We start from the raw sequence: 26,704 nt of genomic DNA, 5'->3' as shown, positions 1-26,704 counted from the left end.
GGGGGTTGCAATGATTAACGTGATGATTGTCGAAGACCAGACTATGCTTTTGGATTCTCTGGCCAAGGCAATCGATACCCAGGAGAACATGCGCGTGGTCAGTCGCCAGGTCGATGCTGCCGTTGCGGTCAAAGAGGCCGCCAGCGGCATAGCGGACATTGTCCTTATGGACGTGTGTACCGAAAACGACTCGAGCGGCATTGTCGCTTCCGCCAAGATTAAGAAGCTGAATCCTGCGGTAAAGATCGTCATCATGACGGGCATGCCCGACATCACGTTCGTCCAACAAGCCAAAGATGCTGGCGTTGACAGCTTCGTGTACAAGAACATAGGAACGGAAGACCTGTTCAACGTGATTCAATCCACAATGGACGGATACTCCACCTATCCCCATGCGCCGATTCAGACTGACATCGACCTGTCTGACTTCACCGAAGATGAAATCGCCATTCTGAAGCTGGTGTGCGAAACCAAATCCCGCAAGGAGATCGCCCAGATTCTGTACTTGAGCGAAGGTACGGTGAAGCGTCGCATATCCGAGATTCTGGCACGGACGGGCTATGAGAGCATCCTGAAGCTCGCCGTGCATGCCGTGTCCTGCGGCCTTATCGTTCCGAACATGAAAGACGAATAGGTCAAACGGCGCTTGCGCAATCGGCGCGACGTCCTCCTTGTAGCATGAAGCCCGTTATCGGGTCATTTGCAAGGAGGTTTCGTTATGCTATGGGAATTCGGCCTGTTGTTTCGGGCTCTGTTCGCGGTGGGAACCGGAGGGGCGGCGGTCGCTCTGCTTTGTTCCGAGCGTTTCGACAAGGCTGCCGTATTGGGGCTTGGCTTCTGTGCGGCAGCCTCAGCTGGCATCTTTTTGGCGGCAACAGCCTCGGTTGAAGGTCCTGATGTCTATACGAACGCCCTTGTTGCCGTGTTTTTGGCGGCTGCTGCATCGTGCTCGGCGCTTTGGGCCCTCTCCGGCGGTAGCAAGCGGGCGGTGCTTCCCTTCGCTGTCATGTGCCTGCTAGTTGAGCTTTCCGCGAGCATCCATGTCTCCTATGCTGCTGATGTGTATTGGGGGTCGGTTCCCGTTTCGTGGTCGTTCGGATACGTCCTGGTTCTGGCGTTCGGATCCATGGCGTTCCTTGGAATATCTAGCCTTCGTTGCACCATGAACGGGATGCGTTGCGAAGACTGGGCCTCTTTCGGTCTGTCGTTTGCGGTTCTGGGATTCTTGGCGCTGGTCGCTGCAGGGGTTTTCGGCTACGGGTGCGGTGCGCGTGGGTGGCTGGAAGTGTTCGGTATGTACATTTGTGCGTCCGAAATCGGTGCAGCCCTCGTTGTCGTTGGGATGTGCTGCACCGCAAAAGACTGTGACGATGAGGGTAGTTTTTACGTCTTGCTTGAAGGAATTGCCGGCGCAGCCGCTCTTGCGATGTTTGTGCGTTGCTACGCATTGACCGTTGCGGTTCTTGTCGCATGCGGCTTCGTGCTGATGCGTATGGGAAAAGGCGGATATGGGGTCGCTTTGGTCGGAGCTGCGTCAGCCTGCGCACTCTACGCAGTGGCGTTCGACGGTTCTTCGATGGCTCTTTCGAGCTGGCTTGCTCCTGGGAAGTCGCTGTTCGACGAGGGCTACCAGATCGTGTCGGGGCGTGCCGATTGGGTATTCGGACTGATGCATCCTTTCGGAGGAGGGTTTGGCTTGGATGACCGTCTGCTTGGCGACTATGCCATGGCTCCGGCTGCGATATGCCTTCGCTTCGGCGTGACCGGAACGGTGTCTGTCCTCCTTGCGATGGGGGCATTGCTGGTTTCTTTGGGGCGTGAATGCGTCGATCTTGAGGGTCAGGAAGAAGCGGGCAATGCGGGACGCCGCTGCACGTTCTTGCAAATGTTCTATGACCTGGTGATTGATGTTGACGACTTCGAAGAATGGGAAGATGACGATGTGTTCGAGGATGATGCATGCGAATACGCCCATGCCATCGTTCCGTCGGGAATGCTGCTTTGGGGCGTCGGGTCGTACTTGGCCTGTCGCACGGCTATTGCCTTCATGGGTTGCCTGGGGCTGATTCCCATCATGGACGTCCTGCCGTTTGCAGGCATGGCGGCCATGCCCGCCGGCGTCATGATGGTGCTGGCGGTCTTCGTATTGGCTGAGCCCCGATCGGTCTAAACGGCTATCGAAAGGCATTGGGCTGAACGTCTGGACGAGCTAGCCCAGCTCCCTTTCGTAGAGAGGGGAGTAGCTCGCCCCTTCGGGTGTCAGAACGCTCTTGAACAGAACGACGCGATCGGCCCGACAAGCGTTGGGAAAAGGAATTCCTGCCAGATTCCCATCAGGTACATGCGCCCTGCGCGCGAGCGTCACGTGGGGAAGAAACGGTTTGCTGTCGAAGGGCACGTCGCGGCTTTCGAGCTCTTCCCGCAGGCCTTTGCATAGGGTCAAAAGAGATGGGTCCTTTTGCAGCTCCAGGTACAGCGTGCAATCCTTGGGCTTTCCGAATACGCCCAAGCCGCCTGGCGACAAAGTCGGAGATACACGATCCGCCACGGCATCTATCGCGTCCATGGCGGAGGCTATCTGCCGTTGATCGGCATCGCCCAGGAAAGCCAGGGTCACGTGATATGCTTCTCTGGCAATAAAGCGTCCGTCGATGCGTGTTTTCAGATATCGGGCAAGATCGGCAGTTTCGTCGATGAAGGCTTCAGGCGGGTCAATGGCGATAAACGTCCTCATGGCGTGGCTGGCCTTTCTAAGCAGATGGAGTCGAATGGCGGGTCGGCGTCCAGCCTGATTCGCTTTTGAGACTACCACGCCGATTCGCGCGCTCAGGGCTGCGAACGGCAAATGGCGGACTAATCGGCTCGGGTGAGGGTGATGTCGGGCCAGGCTCCGCTCTTGTGGGTCAGTTCGATCGACAATCCTTGGGCTGCTTCAAGGCGGCCGCTGTTGCGCGCCTCGAAGCTGTGGCGTGCAAGCGTATCGAACAGGTTCAGCATGCGGCCGTCGGTCACGAGGTTTTCGGGATGCCACTGGACGCCCATCATGAATGTCCGGTCGATCGCCTCGATGGCCTCGACGAGACCATCGGTGGCATAGGCGCTTGCGCGCATGTTCCTGCCCAGGCTGTTCACGCCTTGATGGTGAAGGGAGTTCACGGGAATGCGTTCTTCTTCAACAATTTCGGCGAACATCGTGCCAGGGACAACATCGACATCGTGTACGTAATCGAAAGGATGCTCTATGGCGTCGTGGGCAATGTGTTCTTCTTCGGAGCTGGCACGTTCGGACAGGTCGAGATGAAGGGTTCCGCCCCTGACAACGTTGAGCATCTGCATGCCGCGGCATATACCCAGAATCGGAACGTCAAATTCGTAGGCGTAATTGACGACTAGACATTCGAGCGCATCGCGACCAGGGGTGTGGGCTGTGAGATTCACATGGGTGTCACCTCTGCCATAGCGCTGGGGTTCGATGTCCAAACCGCCGCAAAGCAGGAATCCATCGCAGGATGGAAGCAGTCGTTCGTATGCATTCATGTCCCATGTCAAAGGGAGAATGAGCGGCGTAGCGCCAGCGGCGACGATGGACCGGACGTATTCGACGGGAACATGCATCATGCTGTTCTTATCGTCGAGTTTCGGCGCTATACCGATAAGCGGTGTAAAAGTCTGCATAATAGCCCCTCTTGGTAGTCAGAAGACGAAATCATTATAGAGGGATTACGCCACAGCATTAGGTGAATTGTGTATCAGCAACTGAAGGGTTTCAAATCCTTCAGTTAGCATGGATTGCGGCATCGATGGATTGCAGGGTCGAAATGTCTGCGAATTCCAGCAAGGTGCTTTCATGCAGGGGCATGAACCGCGAGGCGTCAACGAACTGGGGGCTGCCTGTCAGGTGCAGGTGTCGAACAGGCATGCCTTCGTCATCATACGAACTAATTATTGCAATGGCGGTATACGATGAGATTCGTTCGTAGGTTTCAGCGGGAACGCCCTGGATGGCGTACCAGTTCGCTACGTTTTCTGCGTTGGCGGCCTTCAGAAACAGTGGCAGTTCGCTTTTGCTGTCGAATGGGTAGGGCGGGATGTCGAAGCCGGCTTCACGGGCACAGAACACGTAATACATATCGGCGCGACCGACCACAACACGTGGCCCCAATTCATCGGATTCTTTCATGAGTCGGGTTCGCAGGAGGCTTGCCTCGAGCGAATCCAAAGGGGTCCCAGCGGCGACTTCCATGGCGATTCGCGTCATGGCCTGCTCAGATGACGATGGGATGCCGAACAGCGTTCGCCTTGACGAAACGGGGCGCACTTCTTTACCTTGGGCGTAAGCCCCCAAGACCTGTTGAATCTGTTCCCATGAAAGCGCCATGTTTGAGCCGCGGGTTCGTGCCTGCTGCCGACGGCTTATTCCGTCTCGAATCCTACCAGGATGGAGTTCTGCTCGGCGTAATAGCTGTCAAGCGCACGAGTTTGATGGACGTCGGTAACGGTGTAGCCGAAGGAATCCTGAATCGCCTTCGCCATGCCGTAGGCGCAATCAAGATTGGCGTTGTGGGCAATGGATACTTTGCCGCCGTTATATCCCATGGCGATCATGTGCTCAAGGATTGTCTTTACGGTTTTCTTATCGCCGCGTGCCTTGTCTAGAATCTGCAAGGTGCCTTCTTCGGATGCCGTGCCGATGATGCGAATGCCCAGAAGCCCCAGGCCTTTGGCGACCAGCGGATTCACACGACCGTTGTTGGCCAAATTCGAAACGGAACCCAAGGCATACAGCAAATGGGTCCGTTTTTGGTACTCCTTTACCTGTTCGTACACTTCTGCAGCGGGAATGCCCTCAAGCAGAAGGTCGCGGATCTTCTCGATGATCAGCGTGAGTTCGGGGCCCGTAGACAAGGAGTCAACAACGTATACATGACGACCAGGGTGGTCTGACTCATGCATGCGCTTGGCGGTTTCCGCCGAGGCGCAAGATCCGGAAAGGCCGCTGGTGATGGTGACGCAGAACACATCGTCGGCATCTCCGAAGGCTTGAATCCAGTCGTGAGGGGAGGGACACGACGTGGACGTGGGGCCGCCGAACTTGTCGATGGCGGCCTGCATGGCCAAAACGTTCACGTTCTCATCGTCGACGAAGTCCTCTTCGCCAACAATGATGTGCAGAGGGACGGTGGTGTAGTCGACGCCCTCGATGGACAATGTGTCGGACGAGGAGTCGGAGACGATTTTGACGGACATGGGTTCTCCCTCTGCATGAATGGACTTGGGTCTAATAGGCCACGATAAATAATCTACATCTAAGGGTAGTTTGTGTAAGAGCTTTTGTCAAGATTTAAGAAACCTCTTTATCGGTTCTTGAAAAACCGATATAGTGGATAGGTGCAGAATTGGAAACTCAAGCAGGAACGACAGATGGCTGCTCAGGATCAAATGAAAAACTTTCATCTTCCTCGGTATAGAGAGATACCCGATGTCGGCCTGTACCTGGAGCAATGCATAGAATTCATCAACTCCTGCTTGGCGCCGCTAGGGGCGGACATCTCAATAACGCCATCTATGCTCAGCAATTATGTGAAGAGGGGTTACATCGAAAGGCCGGTCAGGAAGCGGTATCATGCCGATCAGATTTCATACCTCATGTTCATCACGCTTGCCAAACGGGTCTTGTCGATGGAGAATATCGTTGGCATGTTCAAGTTGCAACAGAGCACCTACGGCATCGAAATCGCCCATGACTATTTCTGCAACGAGTTCGAATCCCATCTCAAGTACCTGTTCAAAACAGGGGCTCAACCAGGAACGATAGAGGAGGATGCGACTTTCGCCAAGCGCACCCTGCGCAATGTCATCATCGCGCTCACCCACATCATTTATTTGGATTCGTGCTTCACCAGTGACGAGTTCCTGGAGGAAATCGGCCAATCCCAGTAAATCCTGGATGTTGCCTGCTGACGTTTCGAGTGCATACCTTGCGTTTTCGTTCGTTTACGTCTGCGCACGAGCGCTTCATGCGGTATGCTTCGTCCATTCGATTTTGACATGACGTTTCGCTTGTCTGAGAGAAGGGGCCAGCATGAATGAATCCACGTTTCCAGAGCAGAAGGTAGTCGTTCTCGATTTCGGTGCCCAGTATGGCCAGCTGATTGCTCGTCGCGTTCGCGATTTAGGCGTGTTTTCGACCATTGCTCCTTGTGACATTCCGGCCGAAGAGCTGGCGGACATGAAGCCTTCGGCAATCATTCTCTCCGGCGGTCCGGCGAGCGTGTATGCGGAAGACGCTCCCACTATTGATCCCGCCGTGCTCGAACTGGGGGTTCCCGTGCTTGGATTCTGCTACGGCCATCAGGTTATCGCCGTGACGCTCGGCGGTCGTGTTGGCCATACCGAAAAGGGCGAATACGGCCATGCCGACATCACCCGTTGCGACGGCGGCACCAGCAAGCTGTTCGGGAGCACGCCCAGTCAGCAACAGGTATGGATGAGCCACCGCGATGCGGTCATCCAAGTGCCCGAAGGGTTCCGCGTTACCTCCCAGACGGCAATCTGCCCCGTTGCTTCCATGGAGTGCCCCGATCGAAATCTATACTCGACCCAGTTTCATCCTGAAGTGAGGCATACTCCCTATGGCCAGGATCTTCTGGGCAACTTCTTGTTCAACATCTGCGGATTGCAGCCCAACTGGACCATGGAAGGCATCATCGAAGACTCGGTTCGTGCCATCCAGGAGCAAGTGGGGGATTCCCGTGTCATTTTGGGCCTGTCCGGCGGTGTCGACTCGAGTGTCGTGGCCGCCCTGTGCGCCCGAGCTATCGGCAGCCGGTTGACCTGCGTGTTCGTGAACCACGGTTTGCTTCGCAAAAACGAGCCTGAAGAGGTTGAGGAGGTTTTCACCAAACAGTTCGACGTCGACTTCGTGCACGTCCATGCCGAGGAGCGGTATGCGGGCCTGCTTGCCGGGGTGGTTGACCCCGAGGAGAAACGCCGAATCATCGGCACCCAGTTCTGGAACGAATTCTTCGCGGTAGCGCAGGACATCGCCGAAGACGGGCGTCCCGTGCAGTTCATGGCGCAGGGTACTATCTATCCTGACATCATCGAAAGCGGCGCTCGAAAGACCGGTGGCAAAGCCTCTACCATCAAGAGCCATCACAACCTGATTCCATTTCCCGAAGGGGTTCATTTCGACCTGATTGAGCCGCTGGACCACTTCTTCAAGGATGAGGTTCGTGCGCTGGGTACGGCTTTGGGCCTGCCCGACTATATCGTGCACCGTCAGCCGTTCCCCGGACCTGGTCTGGCCATCCGCATCATCGGGGACGTGACGCCTGAAAAGCTGGAAATCCTGAAAAATGCCGATGCGATTATCCGCGAAGAGCTGGATGCGTACAACGCGAAGCTTTTCGAAGAGACGGGGGAGCGCAACAGCGAGCATAGCTGCTGGCAGTATTTCGCCGTGCTTCCTGACATCAAGAGCGTCGGTGTCATGGGCGACGAACGTACGTACCAGCGGCCGATCATCCTTCGCGCAGTGGAATCGAGCGACGCGATGACGGCGGACTGGGCTAAGCTTCCTTATGAAGTGTTGGCGCGTGTCAGTGGCCGTATCGTAGCCGAAGTTCCGGGTGTCAACAGGGTGTTGTACGACATTACGTCCAAACCTCCCGCAACAATCGAGTGGGAGTAATCTGGCACTTTTGCTGAGTTCCAGTATGTACTCACCTTGACTGGCACCGAGTAGTATCGTTTGGACAAAACGCCCCGAAACTATGGGGAGTATTCAAGCCCCGAAGCACTTGCTTCGGGGCTTTCTCATGGTCAAAACAGGCTTTCAACCTGCGGTTTTACACCGCAGAATACTCCCTACCCACAGCTTCTCCGCAATTCGGTACCAAGCGGTGCCAAAGGGTGCTAAAGCGTGACAAGAAGGGTTAAAGGACTGTCGCGAAAATACTCCCCAAAAGGGCCGCATGGCGTTTGAAGGCTCGATTGGAACTCACTTTGGAACTCAGCAGCTCCGGACACAGGCGAATTAGGCATTTCCGCAGGTCAGTGATGGGGAGTATTTTCGGGTGTCTACGGGTCGGATTGGAACTCAGAGGTGTGTTTCTTGACGTATTACTCGCCCAATCCAATGGGCATAATACTCCCAAAAGGTGCGAAAACGAGGGTTGCAAGCCGCTGAATCTAGGCTATGCGGTGAAAGATGCCTTCCAGGCCGCGTACTCATCAGGGGTCACGGTACCGTCTTCCAGCCCGTCGCGCATGCGCTTCCAGGCCACGAGGGACTGGTGCATGATAGGGGCCTGCTCAGCTTCAGGGTCGATTCCAAGGCCTATTGAGTCGCCATCGCTTTGCGGCACCAAGCCGAGCGTATCCTCCATCCTGAAGAGGACCTCGAGGGCCTGTCTGGCGCTCTCGACGCGGATGTCCATGAGGGCTTCAGGGGCGACTCCGATCGAATCCGCCATGGCGGCGAGCTGATCGTCGCTGGGCGTGCGCAGCCCGAGCTCGTAGTTGCGAACGGCGGACTCGGTAAGCCCGATAGAGGCTGCAAGCTCCTTCTGTGTAAGACCAGCGGACCTCCGCAGCGCCCTTATGCGCTCTCCTACGCCCATGCCTTCCCTTCCCGAAACCGTGGCATCAGAAGCCACCACGCGACACGGCAAATCATACAACAGCACGAAATCGTGCGCAATGCATTGACAGCACATATGCGTGCTGTTATGGTTCGTAATGTAACAGCACGATAACGTGCGGTATGAGAGATAAGGAGAGAACATATGCACGATTACAGACTCATCGGCGCAAAGGAAGTCGCAAGCAAGCTCGGAGTGTCAAAGGGAACTGCGTACCGCATCATCAGGGACCTCAACGCCGACATGGAAGCCGAAGGCAAGAAGACCATCCCGGGCAAGGTTGACGAGGGGAAGTTCATGCTGGCCTACTTTGCCGACCTCCCAGGCAGGAGCGCGGGCGATGAGCGTTAGGTGCGAAGGCAACGGTACTTGGACCGCGCAAGTCTGGTACCGGGATTCCCGCAACCGCCGGCGCCACACCATCAAACGCGGATTCAAGAGCGAAGAAGAGGCCAATGAATGGGAGGCTTCGTTCTCAAAGGCCGACTCCGAGAACATGAGCATGAAGTTCTCGCAGTTCATGAATCTGTATACCGAGGACATGAGGCCGCGCCTACGCGAGTCCACATGGCATACGAAGCAGCACATGATCGACAAGAAAATCATGCCATTTTTCGGCGAGATGAGCATGGACGAAATCACGACCATTGATGTCATTCGCTGGCAGAACGAGATGATGTCCGAGAAGGGGCCGAAAGGCACTGGTTACGCCGAGACGTACCTCCGCGCCGTAAACAACCAGCTCAATGCGATATTTAACCACGCCGTAAGGTACTACGGGCTACCCAAGAGCCCCTGCGCGCGAGTCGACAAGATGGGTTCCAAGCAAGGAGATGAAATGAAGTTCTGGACTAAAGAGGAATATCTCAAGTTCGCAGAGGCCATCATGGACAAGCCTGACTCGTTCACGGCATTCGAGATCCTCTACTGGTGCGGCCTGCGCGTCGGCGAGATGCTGGCGCTCACTCCCTCGGACATCAACCTGGAGCGATCGACCATCTCGGTGACAAAGACGTTTCAGCGCATACACGGCAGGGACACCGTCACCGAGCCGAAGACCAAGAAGTCAATCAGGCTGGTGACGATGCCGAAGTTTCTCTCCGAGGAAATCGCCGAGTACATAGCGTCGCTTGACGTCGGAGACCACGACCGACTCTTTCCGTTCACCAAAACGCGCATGCACCACGAGATGGATCGGGGCTGCAAGGAGTCCGGCGTCAAGAGGATTAGAATCCACGACCTGCGGCATAGCCACGTGTCGCTGCTCATCGACATGGGATTTTCGGCCGTGGCAATCGCGGATCGCGTCGGGCACGAGAGCGCCAACATCACGTATCGCTATGCCCACATGTTCCCCAACAAGCAGCGGGATATGGCAAGCGCGCTCGACGCTGGGAGGAGAAAGATCTGATGCCCTGTCCCAACGACCATCGCAAGAGGCTGATTACAGTCGGTTTCCGCGTGACACCCGAGCAGAGTGCGCGGATTAACGACCTCGTTGCGGCAAGCGGGATGACCAAGCAGGACTACATCGTAAAGCGCCTCCAATGCGAGGAAATCGTCGTGACGCCGAGCAGTCGTGTCTACAAGGCCCTGCGCGACAGGATGGACCTCGTCTACCGCGAGCTCTCGCGCATCGTCGACGGTGGCTGCCCCGATGAGCGCGTCATTGCTCTCGCCGAGCTGCTGTCGAAGGAGTTCGTCGGCTTCAGAACCAGCGAAGCGAGCCCCGTTCCCGCCGCCGAGGAGATGCTGCTCGACATGGCCCGCAGGTGACGGAAGGAGGATGCCGATGAAGCTGCTCAAAGCGCTGCTCAGGTTCGCCAGATGGCTCTTCAGGTCCGTATTCGCGTTCATGTAGCTTAATGCGCACTGTGTAACGCACCGATCCAGTCCGGACGAATCCCGCTCATGCAAGGCGAGAAGCCCGCTTCCCACAGGCCTCCGCTGCCAGGCCCGTCCCATGCAGGCCATGCGCTCCTTGAGGCTCGCCGAGAACCGCTCACGCGCGCAAGGGCGCGGAAAACTTTCCGTGGAGACAACCAAGCCGGATGCATGGAAACTCGGGGCCCTCCGGGTTTCCGCTTTCTTCCCTTGCGCCCTCCGCGAACCCCGGCGGCGTCGGAGCCACAGGGCCCGCAAGGGGCGGGTCCAAGGCTTAAGGAGGTCAATCATGGGAAACAGGGCCGTCATCACCACGCCGGAAAGGAAGCTCGGGCTCTACCTGCACTGGAACGGAGGACGCGACACCGTTGAGCCGCTGCTGCGCTACTGCGAGCTCAAGGGCTACCGGGACCCCGCCAAGGACGACTATGGCTGGGCGCGCATGTGCCAGGTCATGGGCAACTTCTTCGGAGGCACCAACTCCGTCGGAATCATGCCCTACACCACAGACGAGCGCATGGATCCCGGCGACAACGGCATCTACGTCGTGGATGGCTGGAAAATCGTCGACCGCATCGGACTCTACGACGGGTTCGTCGAGCAGCAGGAGTACGACTTCGATCAGATGCTTCGCGACTTCGACCGCTCGATGCCCGAGGAAGAGCGTCTCGGAGAGTTCCTGGACTCCGTCGAGGTCCCCGTGGGCGAGCTTCGGATCGGCGACGAGGTCTGGATGTTCTCGCACTACGATGATTGGAAGGCGTATCCGATCGTGGGCTTCGGCCAGCCCGAGTTCAACCGCATCTCGGTGTGGGTCGAGGGCGAAAACGGCAAGACCGAGGTCACCTACCCGGACCTGCCCTACGTCGCCTGGATGGATCACGACGGGGACTTCTCCTGGAACTCCAACAACTACGTCCATGGACCGATGGCGAGGATCAAGCCGCGCGGATAGCCGCATCCGCATAACAGCCGCTCAGACCGGCGTCCCGAACTGGGGCGCCGGTCTTTTCTTTCTCATGTCACGCATCCGTGCGCGAATGGTCACGTTCGAGTCACGACATGCTCGCACGATTACGTTCGAAAGGGGGTGATCATATGGAAACGAATCTGTACGACCGCGCCTACGACGTCCAGTGCATCGTGAAGGGCGTTCAGGACATCATCGTGGCCGGCGTATTCGACCTCGGCGACAGCCCCAACGCGGGCTTCGTCATCTTGAAGGCACTCGATTTCGCGGACGAGTCGCTCCAAGAGGTGCTCTCCATCGCAGAGGGCAAATCCGACGGGCTTCGGAATGAAACCATTTCGACCGCCGAGGGCTCTGTGGGCGCGGTGCAGTAGCCCCGTTCAAGCCTTGGGGCGAGAACCCCAGCAATGCGATTGCAGCATGGTGCGGAAGCGCGCTCTTCGAAAATGGCACGCCTGCGACGCGCAGCCTCGGAAAGCGCAGCCTCATATGGCAGGAGGCCGCAGCGCTTTGATGACCATGCGGATCTGATGCCTTTCGGAAAACCCCGGCGGCACTGGCCTCTGCAGAAAGCCAGTCGCGACAGTCGGGCGACGGAACATGAAGCCCGCATCGAACTACCGTGCTCGAAATCTCGCCATGATCGCACGCACCGGACGACCCGCATCACCCTCTGAGAGCCTCCAGAAGCCCTCCTGAGGGCCGCTGACCCGCCCTGCGCTCTCCTTGGACGCTCACGTTCGCACCGAACCCCTCACGGCCGCAAGGGCCGCGAAAACTTTTTCTGGGGAATCCCAAGAAGGCGCCAGAAAAACTCGAGCCCTCCGGGTTTCGCTTCCTCCCTTGCATCCTCCGGGAACCGGAGCGGACGAGGCGCCACAAGGTTCGCCACAGGGGCGGGCCGCAACACCAAAGGAGGTCAATCATGGAGGCAACGATTCAGAGGGCGAAGCAGGGCGTCAGGCGCTATCTGGAGCTCAAGGGCTACGAGATCCTCGAGGACGGCTGGTGCCACGGCAGGGACTCCGTCGACTTCATCGCCACCGACGAGGACGACGCGCTGGTCTTCATCGACTGCGAGGTCAGCGAGAACGCCGGCGAGGGCATCCCGGAGGAGGCGCCGGACCGCAAGGCCTTCGAGCGCATCGCCGCGGCTTACCTGGCCGAGGCCGACCTGAGCAACACCGAGGTCCGATACGACATCGTGGGCGTGCTCATCCTCGGGGAGAGCCGGGCGCTCATCCGCCACCACATCAACGCGATCACGCCGCTGGGGTAAGACCTCGCCCCAAGGCTTGACGGCCCGGGGCCTAGCGGCCCCGGGCAGCCCCTCGGCGCAAGGTATGACAAGATGCTAGCGCCGAGGGGTCACGCACATCCAAGGTCTGCATCGGACTCTTCCTGACACCCTCTCCACTTATCCGTTGACGGCGCAAGACGGTAGAAGCACCGCAACCTTTTCCAAAAGGTAAAAAAGCTTCAGGCAAGCAACCTGGGTGACCTCCTTGTGCATCATCCCGTGCATCAGGAAGTTTCTGTTCAGCTCGCCTTCCAGCGCTCTATTGAACGGATGAGTGTTTCTAAAAAAGTGATCGTACGCTGCAATCGTGCTTACAAGATCGACCATGGCTTGCTGCGATGAGGCGACGTCTTCGGCTATGGTTAGTGATGTCGGTTTAGAATTGACCCTCCGGGTTCGGGTTTTCGCAATCTTCCAGTTGATGATCTCGCCTTCGATGAGGGAGCAAGCCATCATCGCGCATGGCTTATAATGCTTTTCTTCATATAGCGAGAACATTTCTACGACATCTTTTCGCTTGCGAGCGTTAGCCAAAATAACTGCTTTTGTTTCAGGAAAACTCGCCAGGGCGATAGGCTTCAAGATTCTGTTCGCTTCGGGAAAAGTGCCAGGGCAGCTTCTAATCATGCGCATGTTCATTCCATCAAGCAGCACCCAGCCATGCCCGCCCCACTCTTCTGCTGACTCTCTGCATGAGCCCCAGAATCCTTCTGCGTCGAGGTTGTCGAGAACCTTTCCAATGGCATCAATGCTGGGTCGCAGAGATTCCAGAAGAGGCGAGGCAATTTCTTGGACCTTAATCGTTCGCCCGATGGACTTAGCAACGCCCTCGCTGAAATCAGCGGCAATTCTAGAGATATCTGCAAAAACTGAAGAATGGTCGTAAAACGAGGATACGGCTTGCACGAGACCGTCTATTGGAATCTTGGACATGACACTGTCGTAGTATGCAGTGACAAGTCCCGTAGACTCTGCCCAGATCTTCGAGCTATCGATGAGCTTGCTTAAATTGGTACTGAAGAAATCGGCACCCAGGACGATGTCGCCGAAATCAACCTTTTGAAACGCGCTTGCAGGGGGACAACTGGAGAAAAGCCCCAATCTTGCCAGGGCATCATCCTGCTCGACATGGATCTCGGGGCGGTCTGCGGAATCGGCGCCTTGGCGAATACTGCTCATTGGTCATCCATCCCGAACAGCCTGATCATATAGGGCAGATCGAGAATATCGCTCGTGCTCTCGTCGAACAATTCTGCGTTGTCGCGCAGACAGTGCTCTGCCGCATCACAAAGGCACATGCAGAGCTTGCCGATGTCGATTCTCACATGTCGTTTGATACGATTGGGCGCAGTGCTCTCGGTCATGTCACCAATCGTATCGCATGCATGGAGAGCGAGCTCGAACTCGAATTCATGTTCAGAGCTGCTCTGGCTATCAGAAGGCTCATATGGATAGTTGTTGTCTGACTTTCCCTCATGCAGGTAGGCACATCGCAGCTTCCAGCACATTTTCCCGGTGAAATATCTTTTGAGCTCGCGGCTCTCCGGTTTTTCTGGCGCCTCATATTCAGCACCGACAAACTCGTCAAACCATTTTGCGTACTGCGCTCCGGCGTTTCTCCTGCCATTCTGCAAGACAATATTCGGAAACAGCACCTGTCCGAAGACATCTGGAAATGTCAGGGAGAGGGCAAGCGCGGAGAGCAGGTTGTCTGCCTTTACCGCAGCTCGAGCGTCTTCGATTTGCCGCTCGATAAACCTCGCGTGAGACACATTCCTATTGAACATCTGCGTTGCACCTTCGGTACACGATTGGCAGCAGCTCGTCGTCCATCACACGCATGAAAGCGTCGGGGTTCTCGCTGAACTTCTCGAACATGTCCTGGCTGTCTGACAAGATCGCGGCGAGCGCATCCATCATCACACCTCCGAAGATCGCCCGCAGGTCGCCCATTGTGTTGGTTCGCGCTTTGGCCACGAAGTCCTCGTCCTCGCAGATCTTGTCGGCGCACGCCTTGATGATCTTGTCGGCGTCCTCCCACTCGGTGCCGAAGACCTCGTTGAGGTGATCGATGAGCACGCTCAGGCGCTCCTCTTCCTCCTCCTTGGCAATGCCGGCGTTAGCACCGCCGTTGTGCAGCTGCTCACTCTGCAGCTTGATGGCCTGGGTGCCCTTGTCCTCGATGCGGAGGTACTCCAGCTCCACCTTGTCACGAAGGTCAGGGGTGTCGCCGGTCTCGAGGAAGAGCTTCTTGACTAGGAACCCGCCGTATACGAAGAGCCTGTGCAGATCCTCGTCGCCGAGCCTCACCATCTGCGTGATGAACGAGTACGAGCGTAGGAACTTGCGTAGCAGCGCCTTGAACTCGCGTTTCTTCGTGTCGTCCTTCGCCTTCCAGCGGTCGACGGCGGGCTGCAGCCTCGCCTCCACCTTCATCAACACCTTATCGGGGTCGGGCTCGCCGAAGTAGGCGTCCGCCACGGCCTCGACCTCGGAGGTCTCGTACACGTGGTAATCATCAAGCCTGCTCGCCAGGTTGTAGATGACGTCTGGGTCGGTCGCGGCATCGAGCTCGGTGGCCTCGTAGTAGTTCGCGAAGCTCGCTCGGATCGTGTCCCACGTGTTAGCGAAGTCGAGCACGAACGTGCGCTTGCCGGGGATCGAACACGTGCGGTTTAGACGGCTGAGCGTCTGCACCGCCGCCACACCTGTGAGCATCTTGTCCACGTACATGGCGCAAAGCTTGGGCTGGTCGAAGCCTGTCTGAAACTTGTTCGCGCACACGATGATGCGCTTCTCGTCGGAGTCGAAGAGCTCGGCCGTTCGGGATTCCGGTACGCCGTTAATGCTCGCCTCGGTGAGCTCCTCGCCGTCGACCTCGAGCTTGCCCGAGAAAGCCACCATGATCTCGCACGCGTAGCGCTCCCGGGCGATGTAGTCGGCCATCGCTCGGTACAGGCGGTATGCCATCGGGCGGCTCCAGGTAACGACCATGGCCTTCGATTTCCCGCCGAGCACGCCCTCCACGTCGTTCATAAAGTGCTCGACGATGATCTGCGCCTTGCGGTCGACCATGGCCGGACTCCACTCGGCGATGCCCATGAGGGCGCGGTTGGCCTTCATCTCCTTGTACTTGGGGTCGTCGGCGATGGTCTTCACCAGCTTGAAGTAGCTCTCGAAGCAGGTGTAGTTCTCCAGCACGTCCAGGATGAAGCCCTCGTCGATGGCCTGCTTCATGCTGTAAAGATGGAACGGCCGCGGGATGAGCATGCCGTTCTCGTCGCGTTTGCACTCGTCGTCGCGGGTGCCGAAGACCTCGAGCGTGGCCGCCTTGGGCGTGGCCGTGAACGCGAAGAAGCTCAGGTTGGGGATCTTGCCCTGCGCCTTCATCTCCTTGGCGAGCTCGTCCTCGTCGTCCCACGGCTCATCGGGATCCAAGTCGCGGTCGATGAGCGCCATCTTCATCTTGGCGTTCGCCTTGCCGGACTGCGATGAGTGCGCTTCGTCGATGATGACTGCGAACCTGCGGCCGGAGACCTTCGTCTCAGAGCAGATGTAGGGGAACTTCTGGATGGTCGACGTGATTATCTGCGCACCCGAGTTCAGAGCCTCCTTGAGGCCTGCCGAGCCATCCTCCTCGCGGATGCGCACCACGACGCCGCGCTTGTGCTCGACCGAGTCGATCGTCTCTGAGAGCTGGGCGTCCAGGTTGCGTCGGTCGGTCAATATGACAACGGTGTCGAACACCGGGTTGTCGCCGGCGTCGTGCAGCGACTGCAGGTGGTGAGCCAGCCATGCGATGGAGTTCGACTTGCCCGAGCCCGCCGAGTGCTGGATTAGGTAGCTCTTGCCGGCCCCGCTCGCTTTGGCGTCCGCGACGAGCTTGCGTACGGCGTCGAGCTGATGGTAGCGCGGGAAGATGATCTTCTTCATCGCATGAGTGTCCGCATCGTACTCCACGCGCACGAAGCGCTGGATGATGTCGAGGAGCGAATCGGTCTCGAGGATCTCTCGGTACAGGTACTCAGTGCGGTAGCCGTTCGGGTTCGGCGGGTTGCCCGCGCCGCTCATGCCGTTGCCTCTGTTGAAAGGCAGGAAGTACGACTTGCCGTTGGCGAGCCACGTGCACATCTCGACTGTCTCGGAATCGAGCGCGAAGTGCACGATAGCGCGACGGTTCGGCTTGAACAGCAGCTCCTTCGGGCTGCGGTCGGTCTTGTACTGCTTCACGGCGTGGTCGGTCCGTTGGCCGGAGAGGTTGTTCTTCAACTCCATGGTCGCCACGGGGATGCCGTTCAGGAAGAGCACGGTGTCCACCGAGTTGTCTTTGTCGTCGGGCAGCGTACCGTAGCGCAGCTGCCTCACGAGTTCGAAGCGGTTCGCCTCGTAGCGGGCGATGGCGTCTGGGTTCTTGCCTGTCGCCGGTTTGAAGAAGCATAGGCGGAACTGCGCGCCCGGCGCCATCCTTATGCCGTGGCGGAGCACGTTCACAACGCCGCCCCGTTCATCGTGCGGTTCCAGCTCGTCGCAGAGGCGCTTCAGGAAGCGCTCCTCGGCCTTAGCGCCGTACATTTTCTCGATCTTCGCCCACTCTTCGGGCTGGGTTTCCTTTACGAAGCCGAGGACCGATTTGGTCTTCAGCGCCCGTTTGCGGTCGTAGTCGGCTTGAGCCTCAGCGTTGCTTTCGAACACGTCCCATCCGGCATCGTGCATCATCGACTCGACGTTGTTCTCGAAGTTTTTCTCCGTCGTCTTCGGCAGTCCAACCGCCATGTAGGTGACTTGCTCCATGTTCGCCCCCTGATGCTATTTACCCATAACCGCCAGATCATCGAAATCCGGCGTCCAGAGCGCCAGTGCCAGCGCTTTGACCAGATTGGATCTTTCGGATATTTCCTCTCGCCCGAAGGTCTCGTATGCCTTGAAATCGAAACCAGTCTCTCCCATGAACTTGAGGAAGCGCGGGTTGTGCTGGTACGAGGCTGCAACGAGGGCCGCCGAGAGCACGTTGCCCTTCTCACTGCCGTATACGGGCAGCTTGTCCGGGTAGCGGTCGTCGTTGATCGATGCGTTCGTCGACTTGTCGAGCAGCAGCAGGTTGCCTGGCCTGTTCCTCGTGGCCTCGAACTCCTCGCGGCTGCCGTACTCGTCCTGGTACCACTCGAAGTGGTCGGTGATGATGTGCTCGACCTCGAAGGGTCGCTTGCTCTTCACGGCCACGTACTCCAAGTAGTGGCCTGGCTGGTCGCAGCCGCGTTCCACGTAGTCGGTGATGCGGGCGAGCATGTGGCGGATGTACTTCTTCGTGTAGAAGTTCAGTCGGAAGTCATCCCAGGCGCCCTCGATGCTCATGCCAAGGTCGGTGACCTCCTTGCCGAGCTGTGCTGCCAGCTCGGCAACGCCCAGGTTGCGGATGCGCTTCGTCAGCTGGAACATGGCATACTTGATCGTCGAGTAGTCCATGCTCCGGTAGTTGATGGCCCTCGTGTAGATGAGGATGTCAATGAAGCGCGAAACGAGCAGGATCTTCCGGTCGATGGTGTCACCCAGGTCTTCGGCCCGTATGGGCGCCAGACAGAGCTGAGACTGCAGGGTGAAACTGAGCGCCGCGTTGTAGAAGAGGTACGGCTGCTCCTTGTCAAACGCCCACTCCCAATGCTTCAAGCGTATGTAGATGTCCGCGAACTTGCAGAACTCCTCGATGAACCGCTCGAACTCGTCCGACGAGTTGAGGCCCAGCCGCGCGTGCTCGTCACGAACCCACTTGTGGAAGCTGCCGCCGATGAGGTCGAAGTCCTCGGGCGTCGCGCCCTTCTTGTTCTCGCGGATGCTCTCGGCGTACTTGGCGCGAAGCCACGCCTTGATGCAGTCCTCCTCCTCGCTCTTGCCGAGCTCCTTCAGGGCGAGCATCTTGGCTTTCCAGGCATCGTTGAGCTTCTCGCGCCGCTTGTCGTCGGCCACCTCCGAGAGCAGGTATCCCTTGAGCATCTCGGCGGAGGTGAGGCTGAGCCCTCGGTCGTTCATGGACACGAACACCTTGTGCGCGTCCTGCTCGGTCTCGGTCACTATCTCGATGAAGTAGACCTTCTCGGTCAGCCAGTCGGCGAAGTACGGAAGCGCCGCGTCGTCTATCTCTTCAGGGAACAGGTCGCATATGTCCTGGTAGCGGGCGTACAGGTTCTTGACGCTCTCGCCGTAGCCGTCGGGGTCGAACTCCTTGCCGTCATTGAGCGCCTGCAGACACGGTTCGCGGTCCTCAACCGATATGTTGAACGATGCGGTGCCGAAGCTCTCGGAGAAGATCATCTGGTCGACGGTCGCTATCGTCATGCCCATGCCGAGCAGCCGTCGACGCAGGTAGATGAGGAGCAGCGACAGAGACGAGAGGCGCTGCTGTCCGTCGATGATGGCGTTCTCGCGACCGGCGAGAACGACGCTGCCCATGAAGTACACGCCGTACTGGGCGACGTCCTTGCGCTCGTGTGTTGGGTCGTAGTAGATGAGGAACTCGTCGGTCAGGTCGTCGATGAGCTCCTGCACCTGCTTGTACTGCCAGGCGTACTCGCGCTGGTAGTAGTGGATGGAGTACTTAGTGTTCTGCAGCAGCTGCTTGAACGTCTTCTCTGTTCCAGTGATCTTCTTCATGCTTCCTTCTCCATGGTGCTAGACGCCGGGGACCTTGAACTTACCCGTGACCGCCTCGGATATCAGCGACTTGCGGTACTCCCGCAGCTTGTCGGCCATGGTTTGCTTGGCCTCGATAAGGGCATCGATTTCGGCGGTTTTGGCGTCGAGGTAGACACCAATTGCGACCTGCTCTTCTCTGGACGGTAAGGGCAATGGAACCTGCACAAAATTCGAATACCGCAAATCTTGCCCATCTCGTATATACGTACACGTCCTTTGAAGCGACTCTATGTATTTCGTTGTCTTAAACAAATACTTGAAATATCCCGCTTCAACTAAGTCATTTCCTTTAAGCACAATGTAGTGCCAAGTGACACACCCTGTAATTTCGCTCAGCTCCAAGCCACCCTGAAAACTACGAAGGCTAATAACAAAGTCCCCTGGCTCAACGTGCTTCCACGCATCAAGGTTCTTATCAGCAACTACCATACGTTGATTCTCGATGGCAATATACCGAGCCTGAGGGATAATTCCGTATTTCTGCGTAGCAGCACACTGCTCGTCATCGGAGTGTCGCAGCTCTTTCGCCTCGGCAAACAACGTCTTAGACGGACGTACTAGCCACCCCTCCGGAATCTCACCGATCCATTCTACGCCGGAGTCCTTCATGGGCGCGTCGGGGTCGAGGCCCTTGGTGACGGCCTCGGAGATGACCGCCTTGCGGTACTCCCGCAGCAGCTCGGCCTCCCGCTCGCAGTCCGCAACGAGCGCGTCGATCTCGGCGGTCCTGGCGTCGAGGTAGTTGGCGATGGCCCGCTGCTCGTCCTGTTTTGGCAGGAGCATCGGAAGGTTCAAAAGATCATCTTTGTTGAGCGCACTCCGGACACCATTGCCACCTAATTGGTTGAACACGTTTTGCTGATATAGCGCGAAGAACCAATAATAGAAGTACCTATTGTCGGAATCCGTTTGCGTAAGCGTTATATATGCAGGTGAAACAATACCCGTATACGGCGAAAGGCCAACACGGCTTGTTTTAATGTTTTCCAAGTCTATTAATTTGAATACCAATTCATTAGCTTCAAGTATTTGGTAACCCTCAAATTGCTCCGGCTGAAGTCCTTCGTTGTCATCTTTATCGCGCAGTAATACGCCATGCATTGTTAGTGCAAGGCGCTGATATTCATTAGCCTTATCGCCAACAACGCGTTTCTTACTGCTGAACACTGCTTTCGTCCTGGCTAAAGTCCATGTAGAGGGTATCTCGCCAATCCACTCAACTCCAGAATCCTTATACGCCTCGTAGCGTTCCATGGCTACAGCCCCGCTTTCCGGAGTTTCTCAGCAATGCTCGCTTCGAGCTCGCGTATCTCGGCGAAGATCTCGGAGCTGGGGCGAAGCGGCGTGTACTCATAGAAGTGCCTGGTGAAGGGGATCTCGAAGCCGACGGTGCCGCCGTCCTTGAGCTCGAGCAGCTGGCCCTTCTTCTGCTTGCGCGGCTCTATCCAGGCATCGGGCGCGTAGGGCAGCACCTCGCGGGCCATGTATTCGTCCACGTCCTGCGTCAGAGGGATGTTCTCGGTATCGTTGAGCTCCTTGTCCGCCACGGGGCGGCCCTTCTTGTCGCGCACGATTTCACCTCGCTCGTCGCGCTGCGGGCGGCGCACGTCGACGGTCACGTAGCCGAACTCCTCGTTCGCGAACACCTTGGACAGCTTCGGGTCGGCGTCCTCAAAATCGTTGTACAGGCCGACGATCTGCGCAATCTGCTCGTCGGTGAACTCGTTGCGCTTGCTGCCCAGGCTCTTGCGCATCTTCGTGTAGATGCCGTTCGCGTTGATGAGCTGCACCTTGCCCTTGCGGCGGGGCTCCTTGGTGTTGTCGAGCACCCAGATGTAGGTGGCGATGCCCGTGTTGAAGAAGAAGTCGTTCGGCATGGCTACGATGGCCTCAACCAGGTCGTGTTGCAGGAGATAGCGGCGCACCTCGCTCTCGCCCGAGCCGGCAGCTCCCGTGAAGAGCGGGCTGCCGTTGAGGAACACAGCGATGCGGCCACCGCCCTCGTCAACGGGCCGCATCTTGGCGACCATGTGCTGCACGAAGAGCAGCTGCCCGTCAGAGATGCGCGGAAGGCCCGCGCCGAAGCGGCCCGCGAAGCCAAGCTGCTCGTGCTCCTTGCGCACCGCAGCCTGCGACTTCTTCCAATCGACGCCGTAGGGCGGATTCGATATCTGGTAGCCGAACGTCTCACCGGGCATCTGGTCGTCCGCCAGCGTATCGCCCAGGTGAACGTTTGCGATGTTGCCGCCCTTGAGTATGGTGTCTGACTTGCAAATGGCGTAGGACTGTCCGTTGATCTCCTGTGCGTAGGTGACGACGGTTGCCTGCGGGTTTATCTCGGCTACGCGGTCGGCGAACACCGTGAGTGCGCCGCCGGTCCCGGCGCAAGGGTCGCAGACCTTCACGATGCGGTTCGGCTGGGTGAGGTCATCCATCTCGCCGACAACCAGCAGCTCCGCCGCCAGGCGCAGGCCGTCGCGCGGGGAGAAGTGCTCGCCGGCCGTCTCGTTGGATACCTCGGAGAAGCGCCGAATTAGTTCCTCGTAGATGTCGCCCATGTCGGCATTGCTGATGGAGGCGGGGCTGAGGTCGATTCTCGGGTTGCAGAAGCGCTCGACCACTAGGAACAGCAGGTCGTTGTCGTCGAGGTCCTTTATCACGTCGAAGATCTTGAACTTGTCGAAGATGTCAGCGATCTCGGGCGAGAAAGACGTGACGTACTTGGTCAGATTCTCGCGGATGCCGTCGGCGTCGGACAGGAGCCCGCGCATCGTGAACTCGCTCGTGTTGTAGAAGTCGACCCCTGCCGCCTTCTTGAGCATCGTGTCTCGTAGCGCGTCGGGCATTTTCTTCGCAGCCGCTTCAAGCACCGCTTGCTTGGTTGGCTCTAGTACGACGTCCAAGCGTCGCATCACCGTGAAGGGAAGGATGATGTCGCCGTATTCATGCTGCTTGAAGCTGGAGCGTAGGAGGTCCGCAGTGCCCCAAATAAAACTTGAAATCTCGGAATGGTTCATGCTAGCCTCTCTTGCTTAGCTCTTGGATCATGCACATGCGCAGGAACGCGGAGAAGTTCATCCCGCGGAGCTCCGCCTCCTCCTTAAAGGCGTCGCGCAGGTTCGCGGGAATGCGGATCGTTATCGCGGTCTGTCCGCCCCCTGCGAAGAACTCCTTGAGCTCTTGCTTGGAAGCGCCCTTCTCGATGAGATCCGAGTAGCCCATTTCGCATCCTCCATGTGCTTGACGGTTGCAATACAAATCATTTTACTGCAACCGCTACCTGCGAAGGAACGCAAGGACACCCAAATCCGAGTAAACACCTCCAATTCTCATCTTATGCCCCTGGTGTGAAACGGGTGTACAGCAAATGGGACTCCTGATGGGATTTCATGGTTGTTAGCAAGCTGCCTATTGTGTGTGTACAACACACTCAATAGAGCTTGGGCCGAAGGCCTCTCATGCCCTGCGCATCACACGTCCCTCGGAAGTAAGAGGGCTTCCGAGGGCTTGCAGGGGCTTCGGCCCGCTCCGTCTCCGCCCGCGCTTCGCTCCGGTCGTAGACTACGCCATGCGGGGGATGCCCCGCGCCCCTAGGCCGTCGCCCTTGCGACGGCTGAGACCTCCCACCACCTGGCGAAGGAGCAGGATGCAGAAACACTCGCGTCGGATAGACCTGCGCGTAACCGAGGAAGACCTCGCGTCAGCCAAAACGCTTGCCGACGAGTGCGACATGACGGTGTCCGACGTCGTCCGCATCCTGCTCCGGCTGCCCCGCGAATACGTCGCCGGCACCGATGCGCGCCCCGTGCTCGTGGTCGACGCCGTTTCCGCGCGCAAGCTCGCACGCGAGACCCGATGGTGGGGCTACCAGTACAACCAGATCGCGCACGCGCTGAACCGGATCGCCATGTACCTGCGCCGCGACATGTGCGACGCCGCCGACGCGCTCGAGCAGCTGCAGGTCGTCGAGGAGAAGGTCGATTGCGCCAACGCCGACATCGCAGTGCTTCGCGCCGAGGCTCAGCGCATGGCCGCCATGTTCAACGTGAAGAAGTGACGCCGTGCCCATCGTCAAGCCCATAAGCGGGCACACGGGCTGCGGCGGCGTGTTCCGCTACCTCACAAAGGACGGCCGCGCCCTCGCATTCGACTACCTGAACCTGCCGGCGCCCGCGCTCGAGCCCGGGGAGGACCTCCCCGAGTACGCACCCTACGACTGGGCCCGCGACATGGACGCGACCCGCAGGGAGGCCGGCAACGACACTCCGTGGAAGGGCAAGCCCGCGCGCACCTACAAGCACTACGTACTCTCTCCCGATCCCGGCGACCGCATCGAGCTCTCCGACCTGCGGCGCCTCACGATGGCCTGGGTGCGCGAGAACTTCGCCGACTTCGAGGTGGCGGTCGTCTACCACGATGACAACGCCGGGCGCATCCCGCACGCGCACGTCGTGGTGAACAACACCAACGTGGGCAACCTGCGCAGGCTTCAGGATCCCGCCCCCAGAGCCCTTAAGCGGTCGGCGCAGAGACTCGCGAAGGAGATGGGGCTGTCGTACCTGAAGGATGCCCCGAAGGGTGCCCCCAGCCCGCCCCGGGGCACGCTCCAGAGGACTTACGTGAGGCGAGCGGAGGCGGAGCTTTCCCGCCGCGGGCTCTACTCGTGGGTGGCCGACATCCGCATGCGCGTCGAGATAGCCCGCGCCGTGGCGCGCGACGAGGCCGACTTCCGGTCGCTGCTCTCCGAGATGGGCGTCGCCGTTGCGGACAACTCGCCCAGGGCGCAGAGGCGCGACTGGGTCTACTCGCTCTCCGACGCCCCGACGAGGCGCATATCCGGCGAGAGCCTCGGGCTCTCCTACGGAAGGGACCGCCTGCTCGCACGGTTCTCGTCTGGCGCGTCGGCGCTCGCAACTAACGGCGGCCGCGCCCTCGCCGCAGCTGCAGCCGATGCGTTGAGGGTCGGCGGCGTCGACGAGCTGCGCGACCTCGCCGAGGCCGTCTCGTTCGTCGACTCCCGCAGGATCAGGAGCATGGAGGAGCTGAGGCGCGCTGCCGAGGCCTCCCCCGCGATGGGGGAGAAGGTTTTGGCCGTGGCCGAGCGCACGGGAATGCTCCCCGAGCGCTCGCAGAGACCGCCGGCAAGGAGGCCTGCCGGAGTGAGGACCCAAAGACCCGGATCGGGTCCTGCATACAGGCGCGGCTCAGAGCAGCAGAGGCAGAGGAGCGCGCCCCCGCAGCAGCCGAGGCGCGACGACCGGGGGCCGAGGCCCCCGAGGGAGGACCGATGAGATGATTGTGAAGGCCTACTATCCCGGAGGGCTGGTCGACGTGTTCGACACCGACCACTTCACGGAGGCGCTGCCCCTGCGCGGCAACCTGCTCACCAACTACGTGCTCGACTGGTCCGGCGCGCTTTCCGGCGGCGGCATCTGGATGCGCGCCTACTGGCACGAAACGGCCGACGAGTACCGCGGCGTCGTGGACGACGCCGGCCTTCCCGTAGCCCGCCGGCGCGACGGGTGGAGTTTCCTTATGGCCGACGCCGGGGACGTCGCGATGCTCGAGCGGCTCACCCTCGACGGGGAGATTGTGCTTGAGCGGATCGCCGGCGCCCTCGTCGACGCCGCGGCGCTCATGCGCGCCTACGACGCCGCCGACGACCTCGGCCCCAGGGCCGTCTCGGCGCACAGATACCTCGAGGCGCTGCAGGGCGACGGCTGCGCCGGGGACCCGGAGGATGAGATTTGCCGGCGCATGGGCATGACCTTCGAGACCTGGCGCGAAATCGAGGCCGCGCAGACGGCTATCGCCGCATCCAGCGTCCATGGAGGCGAGGATTTCGACGATTAGCCCCGTTTCCAAGGTGTTCTGGGTCGACCCGAGTGATAAACGGGCCTTAGAATCGATTACAGCGCCTCATCTACCTGCGGTTTTGCAAAACCCGGCTTATCGGGTCCCAAGAGGCGTCCCCGCACTATAATCAGCATTGTCAGGCATGATTTAAGCAAAGGCGGGTGCACGATGCGCGAGGACGAATACAAGAAGCTCATGGAGGAGCACGAGATGGCCTACTTCAGGGGCGACCTCGCGACGAGCTCGCCCGAGAGCTACACGCTCGAGGAGATGAGGGAGATCTCGGCCGCCATGGACGCGAGCACCGACAAGGTCGACGCCGCCATGCGCGCCGACTTCGAGTCGCTTCCTCCCGAGGCCAAGGTGAAGCTCCTTGATATGCTTGCCGAGTCGGGCGTTGAGTCGAGGGAATGGTGGGAGAAGATCCTCTGTGGGTTTGAGGTCCCCGACGTTCCACCGGAAGAATAGTCAGCTATGCCGATCGGTGTTTGTTCGCTGCGACCTGCAGCACGAATTCTGAAACAGTTGCCGACGCATTAACCGCCAGCTGCGCATGGTAATCGGATATCGCCATTCGTTTAGCTCCAACGCCATGGGCGTCACTTTGCGCGTTCCTCAAATCTCCAATGCCTGAAACAGCTTTGATGAGCCCTGAAACGATTTCGTTGATTCTGCCATCGACTTCAGGTCCGGTGTGCATGCTGTACAGGTTTCTCACCTGTTTGAACAGCTTGCCGATGTCTCCTTTTGCTTCCGGATTCTCGCCGGCAAGTTCGATGACATAACAAAAGGACTCTTCAAGCAGCGTCCTTGACTTCGTCAATGCGCTGTCATAGTCGCCGTTTTCAACATCGTTCGAGGCTCTCTTGGCTATATCTCGTACGTATTCGCGGTCGATTCTCTTGATTGCAGGCGCGGCAATCGTGACTTTCGCATCCGCATCACGGATTGCGAAGCTCTTGCCGGTAACAACGAGCTTCTTTTTCCCGAAAAGAAGCTCGCCGTTGATTCTCTCAATGGCCAGCGTTGCGATTCGATTATGCTCGTTGCGTACTTGATCTGCGGACATACCCGATAGTTCATTCGCGAAATGGCCAATGGAGAAGAACTCCGCCATCAAGTCCTGCACGGTGCCATTTGCGATGCAGTGTTTCAGCAGGTCCTCCATGTACATCCAGCGGCTCTTTCCTCCGGGACCGTATTCAGTCGGAGAGCCATATTTATTCAAAAGCCCAACCAGCATGGGTCCAGACTGCCGTGGCATCTTTGTATCTTCGTCGTCCAAAGAGGCGTCTCCTATCAAGATGTCGATTATCGGGCGCCGCGTCAGCAGGTTGAAATCGTTGAGTTTATCGTCCATGC

27 protein-coding genes are annotated in these 26,704 nt (G+C 58.5%); 14 read left to right on the top strand and 13 right to left on the bottom strand.

What is annotated here, in order from left to right; translation table 11 throughout:
• Positions 1–10: 10 nt before the first annotated feature.
• Positions 11–634, top strand: a complete 624-nt coding sequence (locus SHEL_RS09435; protein ID WP_012799044.1) for a response regulator transcription factor — start codon at positions 11–13, stop codon at positions 632–634.
• Between the two features lie 84 nt (positions 635–718).
• Complete coding sequence (locus SHEL_RS09430; RefSeq protein WP_012799043.1) at positions 719–2,170, top strand: hypothetical protein; 1,452 nt, start codon at positions 719–721, stop codon at positions 2,168–2,170.
• Between the two features lie 39 nt (positions 2,171–2,209).
• On the opposite strand, the gene thpR is transcribed toward SHEL_RS09430, so the two are convergent.
• The 4 genes from thpR to SHEL_RS09410 form a co-directional block, all read right to left on the bottom strand.
• A complete protein-coding gene (gene thpR, locus SHEL_RS09425) occupies positions 2,210–2,845 on the bottom strand; it encodes an RNA 2',3'-cyclic phosphodiesterase (protein ID WP_232001587.1) in 636 nt (211 codons plus the stop codon).
• Positions 2,846–2,853: 8 nt separating this feature from the next.
• Positions 2,854–3,675, bottom strand: a complete 822-nt coding sequence (locus tag SHEL_RS09420; RefSeq protein ID WP_012799041.1) for a gamma-glutamyl-gamma-aminobutyrate hydrolase family protein — start codon at positions 3,673–3,675, stop codon at positions 2,854–2,856.
• A 100-nt stretch (positions 3,676–3,775) separates the two neighbouring features.
• Positions 3,776–4,378, bottom strand: coding sequence for a hypothetical protein (locus SHEL_RS15105; protein WP_126513797.1), 603 nt, complete (start codon positions 4,376–4,378; stop codon positions 3,776–3,778).
• Positions 4,379–4,413: 35 nt separating this feature from the next.
• Positions 4,414–5,247 carry a DegV family protein gene (locus SHEL_RS09410; RefSeq protein ID WP_012799039.1) on the bottom strand — a complete coding sequence of 278 codons (834 nt, stop codon included), beginning with the start codon at positions 5,245–5,247 and terminating at the stop codon, positions 4,414–4,416.
• A gap of 174 nt (positions 5,248–5,421) precedes the next feature.
• Here SHEL_RS09410 and SHEL_RS09405 point away from each other — a divergent pair, with 174 nt between their 5' ends.
• Both SHEL_RS09405 and guaA read left to right on the top strand, forming a co-directional pair.
• Positions 5,422–5,940, top strand: coding sequence for a DUF1836 domain-containing protein (locus tag SHEL_RS09405; RefSeq protein WP_012799038.1), 519 nt, complete (start codon positions 5,422–5,424; stop codon positions 5,938–5,940).
• 142 nt (positions 5,941–6,082) lie between these two features.
• Positions 6,083–7,693: a glutamine-hydrolyzing GMP synthase gene (gene guaA, locus SHEL_RS09400; RefSeq protein WP_012799037.1), complete on the top strand. Its 1,611-nt coding sequence runs from the start codon at positions 6,083–6,085 to the stop codon at positions 7,691–7,693.
• Between the two features lie 505 nt (positions 7,694–8,198).
• On the opposite strand, the gene SHEL_RS09395 is transcribed toward guaA, so the two are convergent.
• On the bottom strand, positions 8,199–8,624 hold the full coding sequence (locus SHEL_RS09395) for a helix-turn-helix domain-containing protein (protein WP_012799036.1): 426 nt from the start codon (positions 8,622–8,624) through the stop codon (positions 8,199–8,201).
• Between the two features lie 165 nt (positions 8,625–8,789).
• Between SHEL_RS09395 and SHEL_RS09390 the strand changes: the two genes are divergently transcribed.
• The 6 genes from SHEL_RS09390 (at position 8,790) to SHEL_RS09365 (ending at position 12,778) form a co-directional block, all read left to right on the top strand.
• Entirely contained in the window at positions 8,790–8,996 is a 207-nt protein-coding gene (locus SHEL_RS09390; protein ID WP_012799035.1) for a hypothetical protein, read from the top strand.
• On the top strand, positions 8,986–10,056 hold the full coding sequence (locus SHEL_RS09385) for a site-specific integrase (RefSeq protein ID WP_012799034.1): 1,071 nt from the start codon (positions 8,986–8,988) through the stop codon (positions 10,054–10,056). The genes SHEL_RS09390 and SHEL_RS09385 overlap by 11 nt, the downstream gene beginning before the upstream one ends.
• Positions 10,056–10,421 carry a plasmid mobilization protein gene (locus SHEL_RS09380; RefSeq protein ID WP_012799033.1) on the top strand — a complete coding sequence of 122 codons (366 nt, stop codon included), beginning with the start codon at positions 10,056–10,058 and terminating at the stop codon, positions 10,419–10,421. Before SHEL_RS09385 ends, SHEL_RS09380 begins: the two co-directional genes overlap by 1 nt.
• Positions 10,422–10,818: 397 nt before the next feature.
• The gene (locus SHEL_RS09375) at positions 10,819–11,484 is read left to right on the top strand and encodes a hypothetical protein (protein WP_012799032.1); all 666 of its coding nucleotides are present in this window, start codon (positions 10,819–10,821) and stop codon (positions 11,482–11,484) included.
• Between the two features lie 143 nt (positions 11,485–11,627).
• Positions 11,628–11,873 carry a hypothetical protein gene (locus SHEL_RS09370; RefSeq protein WP_012799031.1) on the top strand — a complete coding sequence of 82 codons (246 nt, stop codon included), beginning with the start codon at positions 11,628–11,630 and terminating at the stop codon, positions 11,871–11,873.
• Positions 11,874–12,424: 551 nt separating this feature from the next.
• Positions 12,425–12,778 (top strand): YraN family protein, encoded by a 354-nt coding sequence (locus SHEL_RS09365; RefSeq protein ID WP_012799030.1) that lies wholly within the window; start codon positions 12,425–12,427, stop codon positions 12,776–12,778.
• Positions 12,779–12,916: 138 nt separating this feature from the next.
• Here the strand turns inward: SHEL_RS09365 and SHEL_RS09360 are convergent, their stop codons facing one another.
• The 7 genes from SHEL_RS09360 to SHEL_RS09330 are packed head-to-tail and all read right to left on the bottom strand — an operon-like array spanning position 12,917 to position 22,708.
• The gene (locus tag SHEL_RS09360) at positions 12,917–13,978 is read right to left on the bottom strand and encodes a hypothetical protein (RefSeq protein WP_012799029.1); all 1,062 of its coding nucleotides are present in this window, start codon (positions 13,976–13,978) and stop codon (positions 12,917–12,919) included.
• Entirely contained in the window at positions 13,975–14,586 is a 612-nt protein-coding gene (locus tag SHEL_RS09355; RefSeq protein WP_012799028.1) for a hypothetical protein, read from the bottom strand. Before SHEL_RS09355 ends, SHEL_RS09360 begins: the two co-directional genes overlap by 4 nt.
• On the bottom strand, positions 14,576–17,590 hold the full coding sequence (locus tag SHEL_RS09350; protein WP_012799027.1) for a type I restriction endonuclease subunit R: 3,015 nt from the start codon (positions 17,588–17,590) through the stop codon (positions 14,576–14,578). The genes SHEL_RS09355 and SHEL_RS09350 overlap by 11 nt, the downstream gene beginning before the upstream one ends.
• 15 nt (positions 17,591–17,605) lie before the next feature.
• Positions 17,606–19,444 (bottom strand): DUF262 domain-containing protein, encoded by a 1,839-nt coding sequence (locus tag SHEL_RS09345; protein ID WP_012799026.1) that lies wholly within the window; start codon positions 19,442–19,444, stop codon positions 17,606–17,608.
• Positions 19,445–19,462: 18 nt separating this feature from the next.
• Positions 19,463–20,740 carry a restriction endonuclease subunit S gene (locus SHEL_RS09340; protein ID WP_012799025.1) on the bottom strand — a complete coding sequence of 426 codons (1,278 nt, stop codon included), beginning with the start codon at positions 20,738–20,740 and terminating at the stop codon, positions 19,463–19,465.
• A gap of 2 nt (positions 20,741–20,742) precedes the next feature.
• Positions 20,743–22,503, bottom strand: coding sequence for a type I restriction-modification system subunit M (locus SHEL_RS09335; RefSeq protein ID WP_012799024.1), 1,761 nt, complete (start codon positions 22,501–22,503; stop codon positions 20,743–20,745).
• Position 22,504: 1 nt separating this feature from the next.
• Positions 22,505–22,708 carry a hypothetical protein gene (locus SHEL_RS09330; RefSeq protein WP_012799023.1) on the bottom strand — a complete coding sequence of 68 codons (204 nt, stop codon included), beginning with the start codon at positions 22,706–22,708 and terminating at the stop codon, positions 22,505–22,507.
• A gap of 424 nt (positions 22,709–23,132) precedes the next feature.
• Here SHEL_RS09330 and SHEL_RS09325 point away from each other — a divergent pair, with 424 nt between their 5' ends.
• The 4 genes from SHEL_RS09325 to SHEL_RS09310 all read left to right on the top strand — a co-directional run bounded on the left by SHEL_RS09325 (position 23,133) and on the right by SHEL_RS09310 (position 25,810).
• Positions 23,133–23,543, top strand: coding sequence for a hypothetical protein (locus SHEL_RS09325; protein ID WP_012799022.1), 411 nt, complete (start codon positions 23,133–23,135; stop codon positions 23,541–23,543).
• Positions 23,544–23,547: 4 nt separating this feature from the next.
• The gene (locus SHEL_RS09320; protein WP_012799021.1) at positions 23,548–24,777 is read left to right on the top strand and encodes a relaxase/mobilization nuclease domain-containing protein; all 1,230 of its coding nucleotides are present in this window, start codon (positions 23,548–23,550) and stop codon (positions 24,775–24,777) included.
• A 1-nt stretch (position 24,778) separates the two neighbouring features.
• Positions 24,779–25,339, top strand: coding sequence for a Mic1 family protein (locus SHEL_RS09315; protein ID WP_012799020.1), 561 nt, complete (start codon positions 24,779–24,781; stop codon positions 25,337–25,339).
• A gap of 171 nt (positions 25,340–25,510) precedes the next feature.
• A complete protein-coding gene (locus SHEL_RS09310; RefSeq protein ID WP_012799019.1) occupies positions 25,511–25,810 on the top strand; it encodes a hypothetical protein in 300 nt (99 codons plus the stop codon).
• Positions 25,811–25,814: 4 nt separating this feature from the next.
• On the opposite strand, the gene SHEL_RS09305 is transcribed toward SHEL_RS09310, so the two are convergent.
• Positions 25,815–26,702, bottom strand: coding sequence for an abortive infection family protein (locus SHEL_RS09305; protein WP_012799018.1), 888 nt, complete (start codon positions 26,700–26,702; stop codon positions 25,815–25,817).
• Positions 26,703–26,704: the final 2 nt, after the last annotated feature.

This window comes from Slackia heliotrinireducens DSM 20476, assembly GCF_000023885.1.
Taxonomy (GTDB): Bacteria; Actinomycetota; Coriobacteriia; order Coriobacteriales; family Eggerthellaceae; genus Slackia; species Slackia heliotrinireducens.
The sequence above is the reverse complement of the archived record's forward strand: the minus strand, read 5'-3'. Positions and strand labels throughout refer to the sequence as shown.